This is a genomic window from Nocardiopsis sp. NPDC055824 (assembly GCF_053616335.1).
This window is the reverse complement of sequence record NZ_JBSHDN010000264.1, coordinates 1-7,574: the sequence shown is the minus strand read 5'-3', so window position 1 is coordinate 7,574 and position 7,574 is coordinate 1. Positions and strand designations below refer to the sequence as shown.

Here is a 7,574-nt window from a genome sequence, read left to right as displayed (position 1 = left end):
GGTAGCGGCCGGCCGGGCGCCCGAGCGTCGCACCGGCACCACTTCCGGTCTAGGCGGGGAGCCCCAGCTCACGGGCGATGAGCATCTTCTGCACCTCGCTCGTTCCCTCGCCGACCTCCAGGATCTTCGCGTCGCGGTAGAACCGGCCCACCGGGTAGTCGTTCATGAACCCGTAGCCGCCGAACACCTGCGTGGCGTCGCGGGCGTTGTCCATGGCCGCGTTGGAGGCCAGCAGCTTCGCGATCGCCGCCTCCTTCTTGAAGGGCTCGCCCGCCAGCATGCGCGACGCCGCGTCGTAGTACGCCAGCCGCGCCCCGTGCACGCGCGACTCCATCTCGGCGATCTTGAACTGGATCGCCTGGTAGTGCCCGATCGGGTGGCCGAAGGCGTGCCGCTCGTGGGCGTAGCGCACGCTCTCGTCCACGCACCCCTGCGCCAGGCCGACGGAGAGCGCGGCGATGGCGATGCGGCCCTCGTCCAGGATCCGCAGGAACTGCGCGTACCCGCGTCCGCGCTCGCCCACCAGGTTGGCCTCGGGCACCCGGCAGTCCTCGAAGACCAGCTCGTTGGTGTCGGAGGCGTTCCACCCGACCTTGGAGTACTTCTGGCCCACGGAGAAGCCCGGCGTGCCCTTCGGCACCAGGATCGAGGAGATCTCCGGCCGCCCGTCCTCCCGCCGGCCCGTGACGGCGGTGACGGTGACGAGGGAGGTGATGTCGGTGCCCGAGTTCGTGATGAACGACTTGGTCCCGTTGATCACCCACTCGCCGCCCTCCAGCCGCGCGGTGGTCCGGGTCGCCCCGGCGTCGGAGCCGCCGCCCGGCTCGGTCAGCCCGAAGGCGCCGAGGGCCTCACCGGAGGTGAGCCGGGGCAGGTGCGCCTTCCTCTGCTCGTCGGTGCCGAACCGGTAGATGGGCATGGCGCCCAGCGACACCCCCGCCTCCAGGGTGATGGCCACCGACGAGTCCACCCGGGCGAGCTCCTCCAGGGCCAGGCACAGGGCGAAGTAGTCGCCGCCCATCCCCCCGTGCTCCTCGGGGAACGGCAGCCCGAACAGGCCCATCCGGCCCATCTTGGCGACGATCTCGTACGGGAACGCGCCCCGCTCGTAGAAGTCGCCGATCACCGGGGCGACCTCGGTCCGGGCGAACTCCTCCACGGCGGCCCGAAGGTCGGCGTGCTCGGTCGACAGCTCGTGACGGCTCATGGCGTGTGCTCCTCGCGGGTGGCGGGGGTGGGAACGGACGGGTCCGGCGGGGCGTCGGCGGGCTCGGCCCGGACGGGTTCGACGGTGACCAGGGGCGCGTCCATGGGTACGGACGCGCCCGGCCGCACCGCCACGCCGGTGACGGTGCCGTCGAAGGGGGAGGGGACGGAGTGCTCCATCTTCATGGCCTCCACGACGGCGAGCGGTGTTCCGGCGAGGACCGCCTGGCCCACCTCCACGGGGACGGCGAGCACCGTCCCCGGCATGGGGCTGCGCACGGTGCCGTCGACCGCCGCGTCGTCGTCGCGCAGCGCCGCCGCCACCGGCTCCTCGTGCAGGGTCCACGCGGTGCCCCCGGCGCCCAGCCACCGGTGCCCGGTGGCGGGGTCGTCGGCGCGCGCGTAGGTGCGGGTGCGCCCCGCGTGGGTGACGGTCAGGCAGGACCCGTCCGCGGAGCGGCGTGCCGTCGCGGCGACGGGCGCGCCGTCGTCCACCCGCACCAGGTAGGCGCCGGGGGCCCCGGCCGCGCCGTCGCGCCGGACCCGGACGACCGCGGAGTCGTGCCGGGGCGCGCGCAGGCGCCAGGGGGTCCACGCCGGGCCGCCCATCCGCCACCCGTCGGGGGTGGCGAACCGGTCCGCCGAGGGGCCCGCCCCTCCGGGTTCCAGGTCGAGCTGGTGGTCCAGGGCCGCCGCCGCGTACACGTGCTCGGGAAGCGCCCCGGGCGCGGGCTCCGGCGGATCCGTCTCGATCAGGTCGGTGCTCAGGTCGCCCGCCGCCACACGCGGGTGGCGCAGCAGCCTGCGCAGGAACGCGGTGTTGGTGACGCACCCCAGCAGCACGTACGCGCCCAGGGCGGCGTCCATCCGGCGCAGCGCCTCGGCCCGGTCCGGGCCCCAGGTGATGACCTTGGCGAGCATCGGGTCGAACGCGGAGGTCACCTCGCCCCCCGCCGCGACACCGGAGTCCACCCGGGCGCCGGAGGGCTCGGACAGTGCCAGGACGGGGCCGCCGGTGGGCAGGAACCCCCGGTCGGCGTCCTCGGCGTAGATCCGCGACTCCACCGCGTGCCCCTGCCAGGACACGTCTTCCTGGCCGAAGGGGAGCGGGTCGCCCAGGGCGATCCGGACCTGGAGCTCGACCAGGTCGATGCCGCGCCCGCCGCGGATCGCGACGACCTCCTCGGTGACGGGGTGCTCCACCTGGAGCCGGGTGTTCATCTCCAGGAACGAGAACGAGAGCTCCGGCTCCCCGTCGCCCCCGGACGCCTCGGCGATGAACTCGACCGTCCCCGCGCCCGTGTAGCCGCACGAGCGCGCGGCGGCCACGGCCGCCCCGCCCATGGCCTCCCGCTGGGCGGCGGTGAGCAGGGGGGACGGGGCCTCCTCCACCACCTTCTGGTGGCGGCGCTGGAGGCTGCACTCGCGCTCGCCCAGGTGGACGACGTTGCCGTGGCCGTCGGCGAGGACCTGCACCTCGATGTGCCGGGGCCGCCGGACCAGGCGCTCCACCAGCAGGGTGGGGTCGCCGAACGACGCGAGGGCCTCCCGCCGGGCGGCCGCGGCGGCGGCCACCAGGTCGTCGGGGGAGTGGACGGCCCGCATGCCCTTGCCGCCGCCGCCCGCGGACGGCTTGAGGAGCAGGGGGTACCCGGTCTCCGCTGCGGCGTGCAGCAGCGCGTCGTCGTCCAGCGGCTGTCCGGGCTTCTCGGCGAACCCGCCCAGGACCGGCACGCCCGCGGCGGCCACCGTGTCCTTGGCGCGGATCTTGTCGCCCATCGCCTCGATCGCCGAGGCGGGAGGTCCGACGAAGACCAGGCCCGCCCCGGCGCAGGCCCGGGCGAACCCGGCGTTCTCCGACAGGAAGCCGTAGCCGGGGTGCACCATGGAGGCGCCCGACTCCAGGGCCGCCGCGACGATCGCGCCGGAGTCCAGGTAGCCGTCCACGCGCAGGGCGAGGTCGGCTGCGAGCGTGTGGGGTGCGCCGGCGTCGGCGTCGGTGTGCACGGCCACCGAGCCGATCCCCATGCGCTTCAGGGTGCGGATGATCCGCAGGGCGATCTCGCCCCGGTTGGCGACCAGCACGGTCGCGGGGGAGTGGGACGTTCGTGGCGTCGTGGTCAAGGGTTCCTCACATCCGGAAGACGCCGTAGCCCACCGGGTCCAGTGGCGCGTGGCGGGCGGCGGACAGGGCCATGGCGAGCACGTCGCGGGTGTCGGCGGGGTCGATGACGCCGTCGTCCCACAGGCGGGCGGTGGAGTAGTACGGGCTGCCCTGTTCCTCGTACCGGTCGCGGATGGGCGCCTTGAAGGCCTCCTCGTCCTCCGCGGACCACGCCTCGCCGCGCCCCTCCAGCTGGTCGCGGCGGACCGTGGACAGCACCGAGGCGGCCTGTTCCCCGCCCATCACCGAGATGCGGGCGTTGGGCCACATCCACAGGAACCGGGGGGAGTACGCCCGGCCGCACATGCTGTAGTTGCCCGCGCCGAACGACCCGCCGATGACGACGGTGAACTTGGGGACGCGGGCGCAGGCCACGGCGGTGACCATCTTCGCCCCGTGCTTGGCGATGCCGCCCGCCTCGTAGTCGCGGCCCACCATGAACCCGGAGATGTTCTGGAGGAAGACGAGGGGGACGCCGCGCCGGTCGCACAGCTCGATGAAGTGGGCGCCCTTGAGCGCGGACTCGGCGAAGAGGATGCCGTTGTTGGCGATGATCCCGACCGGGTGGCCGTGGAGGTGGGCGAACCCCGTGACCAGGGTCGTCCCGTACTCGGCCTTGAACTCGGTGAACTCGCTGCCGTCCACGATCCGGCCGATCACCTCCCGCACGTCGTACGGGGTGCGGGTGTCGGCGGGGACCACCCCGTAGAGCTCGTCCGGGTCCAGCGCGGGCGGCCGCGGCCCGCGCGTCTCCCACGCGGGCGGGCCGGGCGGAGCGAGGGTGTCGGCGATGCGACGCACGATGGTGAGCGCGTGGGCGTCGTCGTCGGCCAGGTGGTCGGTGACCCCCGACACCCGCGAGTGCAGGTCGCCGCCGCCCAGCTCCTCGGCTGTCACGACCTCGCCCGTGGCGGCCTTCACCAGCGGGGGGCCGCCCAGGAAGACGGTCCCCTGGTCGCGGACGATGACCGCCTCGTCGCTCATCGCCGGGACGTAGGCGCCGCCCGCCGTGCACGAGCCCAGCACCGCCGCGATCTGCGGGATGCCCAGCTTCGACATGGTGGCCTGGTTGTAGAAGATCCGCCCGAAGTGCTCGCGGTCGGGGAAGACGTCGTCCTGCATCGGCAGGAACGCGCCGCCCGAGTCGGCGAGGTAGACGCACGGGAGGCGGTTGTGCAGCGCCACCTCCTGGGCGCGCAGGTGCTTCTTGACGGTCATCGGGTAGTAGCTGCCGCCCTTGACCGTGGCGTCGTTGGCGACCACGACCACCGGTCGGCCCATGACCCGGCCCACGCCGGCGATCATCCCGGCGCCGGGCGCGTCCCGGCCGTCCTCGCCGTAGAGCCCGTCGGCGGCCAGCGGGGAGATCTCCAGGAAGGGGGAGCCGGGGTCGAGGAGGAGGTCGACGCGGTCGCGCGGCAGGAGCTTGCCGCGCCCGACGTGCCGTGCCCGGATCTTCTCCGGGCCGCCCGGCGCGGCGGCGGCGATCCGCTCGCGCAGCTCCAGGGCGAGGGCGCGGTTCGCCGCGTCGTTGGCGGCGAACGCGGGCCCGGCGGTGTCCACCGCCGAGCCGAGCACTGGTGCCCTGCTCATGGTGTCCTCTCGTGGAGGGATGTTAATGCTCACTAACAACCGTGATGTTAGTAACTACTAACATGGGTGTCCAGGGCCCGGGAGGCGCGAGTCACCCCGGAGCCACCCGCGGGCGAGGAGGGGCGGAGCGGATGGGGCCGAGACCGACGGGCGAGCGCCGGACGGCGATCCTGGGCGCGGCGGCGGGGCTCTTCGCCGAACGCGGCTACCGGGGGGTGTCCATCGACGACCTCGGCCGCGCCGTCGGCACCACCGGCCCTGCCCTGTACCGGCACTTCCCCGGCAAACAGGCACTCCTCGGCGAGGTGCTGGTCGACATCAGCGACCGCCTGGCGAGGCAGGGCAGGGAGCTGGTGGCGGAGGCGGCGAGTGCGGACGGCGCCCTGGAGGCGCTGCTGCGCGGACACATCGCGTTCGCCCTGGACGAGCCCTCCCTGATCACCGTGCACGACCGGGAGCTGGGCAACCTCACCGAGCCCGACCGGCGGCGCGTGCGCCGCCTCCAGCGCGGTTACGTCGAGGAGTGGGTGGGCGTGCTCGCCGAACTCCGGCCAGGGGCGTCCCCGACCGTGCTCCGCGCCGCCGTGCACGCCGTGTTCGGCCTGCTCAACTCCACCCCCCACAGCAGGGGCGAGCTGCCCCGGCCGCACATGGCCGAGCTGCTGCTCTCCATGGGCCGCGCCGCCCTCACCTCCCCCGACGCCGCGCCTCCGGCCGCGTAGCGCGGGGCCGGCACCCCGCCGTGCCCGCGGTCCCCCCGGTCAGCGGTCCCCGTTCCCGCGCTCCCCCACACCGCCGCCGTGGCCCGCCGACCCCGGACGGGGTACGAGGGTGCCCGGATTTGGAGGAGGCGATGCCGTGGGGTGACCCCGGCCGGGGTAGACCCGACGGACACCGATCCGGGGAGGCGGACATGAACGTGGTGACCAGGGGCTTTCGCGGGCGCGGGGGCCAGGACCCCGCGAGGGTTCCCCCGGGGCAGTACGAGACGCACGACTTCCCCGTGCTGTCCGCCGGACCCACGCCCCGGGTGGACACCGGGGAGTGGACCTTCTCGGTCGAGGCGGAGACGGGGCGGACGCGGGTGTGGACCTGGGAGGAGTTCCGGGCCCTGCCCCAGGAGCGGCCCCGCGTCGACATCCACTGCGTCACCCGCTGGTCGAAGCCGGACACCGACTGGGAGGGCGTCAGCCTCGACGTCCTGCTGGAGGACGTGGAGACCACCGCCGAGTACGCCCTCGCGTCCAGCTACGGCGGCTACACCACGAACCTCCCGCTCCAGGACCTCACCGACGGACAGGCGTGGATCGTGCACACCTTCGACGGAGAGCCGCTCGCCCCCGAGCACGGGGGACCGGCCCGGCTGATCGTGCCGCACCTGTACTTCTGGAAGTCGGCCAAGTGGGTGCGCGGGATCAGCCTGCTCCACCAGGACGAGCCCGGGTTCTGGGAGCAGGCCGGGTACCACGACTACGGCGACCCGTGGCGCGAGCAGCGCTACCGGGGCGACTGATGGTCGCGTGGCGGCCCGCGACCCTGGCGGCCGACCGCTGGGAGACCGACAGCGCCCGGACGCTGGTGCTCGACGTGCCCGGCTGGCCCGGCCACCGTGCGGGCCAGCACGTGGACGTCCGGCTGACCGCCGAGGACGGCTACACCGCCCAGCGCGGCTACTCGGTGGCCTCGGCCGACGAGGGGGAGCGGATCGAGCTCACCGTGCAGCGGGTGGAGGGCGGGGAGGTCTCCTCCTACCTCGTGGACGTGTTCGCGCCGGGGGACGCGGTGGAGGTGCGCGGCCCGCTGGGCGGCTGGTTCGTGTGGGACGCCGCGTCCCCGGACCCGGTGGTCCTGGTGGGCGGCGGCTCCGGGGTGGTGCCCCTGATGGCGATGGTGCGTGAGCGGCGCAGGGTGGGGAGCCGGGCGCTCTTCCGGGTCCCGTACTCGGTGCGCATGCCGGAGGACCGGTACTACCGGGGGGAGCTGGGCGCCCACCGGCCCGGAGACGGGGGAGTGGACCTGTTCGTCGCCTACACGCGCCGGGCCCCGGAGGCCTCGCCCCGCGGACCCGGGCGCCTGGGCGCGGCCGAGCTGAACACCCACGGGTTCCCGGCCGAGTTCGCCCCGGTGTGCTTCGTGTGCGGGCCGACCGGTTTCGTGGAGACGGCCTCCGACGCCCTCGTGGCCCTGGGGCACGACCCGAGACGGGTCCGGACCGAGCGGTTCGGATCCGGTGGAGGTGCCAGATGACCGAACCGGAGCACGTCGACGCCAACGCCCTGGCGGGTCCGCTGTCGGAGATCCTGTCCGTGGACCTGACCGCCGCCGAGCGGCGGTGCTCGGTGTGCGGGGCGTGCGGGGTGTTCGCGGAGCTGCACGTGACGGTGGACGGCCCGGGACTGGTGGCGAGCTGCCCGGTGTGCCGGACCCTGGTCCTGCGGCTGGTGCGCACCCCCGACAGCGTCTGGGTGGACCTGGGCGGGACGGGGGTCGTGCGGGTGCGCCTGGAGACGTGAGGCGGGGGCCTGCGGCGGTCGGCGGCGACCGCCGGACGGGCCCCGGCTCCGGGGCGGTGAGGGGGCGCCGGTCCCGGGTGGGCGGAACGGGCGGGGAC

General features: G+C 74.5%; 7 protein-coding genes. 4 read left to right on the top strand and 3 right to left on the bottom strand.

Annotation, left to right across the window (positions count from 1 at the left end; all coding sequences use genetic code 11):
- Window positions 1-49: 49 nt before the first annotated feature.
- Genes ACWGL3_RS29610 through ACWGL3_RS29600 form a run of 3 tightly spaced genes read right to left on the bottom strand, consistent with a single transcriptional unit; the run spans window position 50 to window position 4,948 of the window.
- Entirely contained in the window at window positions 50-1,207 is a 1,158-nt protein-coding gene (locus ACWGL3_RS29610) for an acyl-CoA dehydrogenase family protein (RefSeq protein WP_267948775.1), read from the bottom strand.
- Window positions 1,204-3,330 (bottom strand): acetyl/propionyl/methylcrotonyl-CoA carboxylase subunit alpha, encoded by a 2,127-nt coding sequence (locus ACWGL3_RS29605; RefSeq protein ID WP_267948776.1) that lies wholly within the window; start codon window positions 3,328-3,330, stop codon window positions 1,204-1,206. Before ACWGL3_RS29605 ends, ACWGL3_RS29610 begins: the two co-directional genes overlap by 4 nt.
- Before the next feature lie 7 nt (window positions 3,331-3,337).
- Window positions 3,338-4,948 (bottom strand): carboxyl transferase domain-containing protein, encoded by a 1,611-nt coding sequence (locus ACWGL3_RS29600; protein WP_267950294.1) that lies wholly within the window; start codon window positions 4,946-4,948, stop codon window positions 3,338-3,340.
- A 146-nt stretch (window positions 4,949-5,094) separates the two neighbouring features.
- Between ACWGL3_RS29600 and ACWGL3_RS29595 the strand changes: the two genes are divergently transcribed.
- From ACWGL3_RS29595 to ACWGL3_RS29580, 4 genes are all read left to right on the top strand, one after another.
- Entirely contained in the window at window positions 5,095-5,685 is a 591-nt protein-coding gene (locus tag ACWGL3_RS29595) for an SACE_7040 family transcriptional regulator (protein WP_267948777.1), read from the top strand.
- Between the two features lie 191 nt (window positions 5,686-5,876).
- Window positions 5,877-6,476: a sulfite oxidase-like oxidoreductase gene (locus ACWGL3_RS29590; RefSeq protein WP_452462049.1), complete on the top strand. Its 600-nt coding sequence runs from the start codon at window positions 5,877-5,879 to the stop codon at window positions 6,474-6,476.
- Window positions 6,476-7,210, top strand: coding sequence for an FAD-binding oxidoreductase (locus ACWGL3_RS29585; RefSeq protein ID WP_452462048.1), 735 nt, complete (start codon window positions 6,476-6,478; stop codon window positions 7,208-7,210). The genes ACWGL3_RS29590 and ACWGL3_RS29585 overlap by 1 nt, the downstream gene beginning before the upstream one ends.
- Entirely contained in the window at window positions 7,207-7,476 is a 270-nt protein-coding gene (locus tag ACWGL3_RS29580; protein ID WP_267948780.1) for a DUF6510 family protein, read from the top strand. The genes ACWGL3_RS29585 and ACWGL3_RS29580 overlap by 4 nt, the downstream gene beginning before the upstream one ends.
- Window positions 7,477-7,574: the final 98 nt, after the last annotated feature.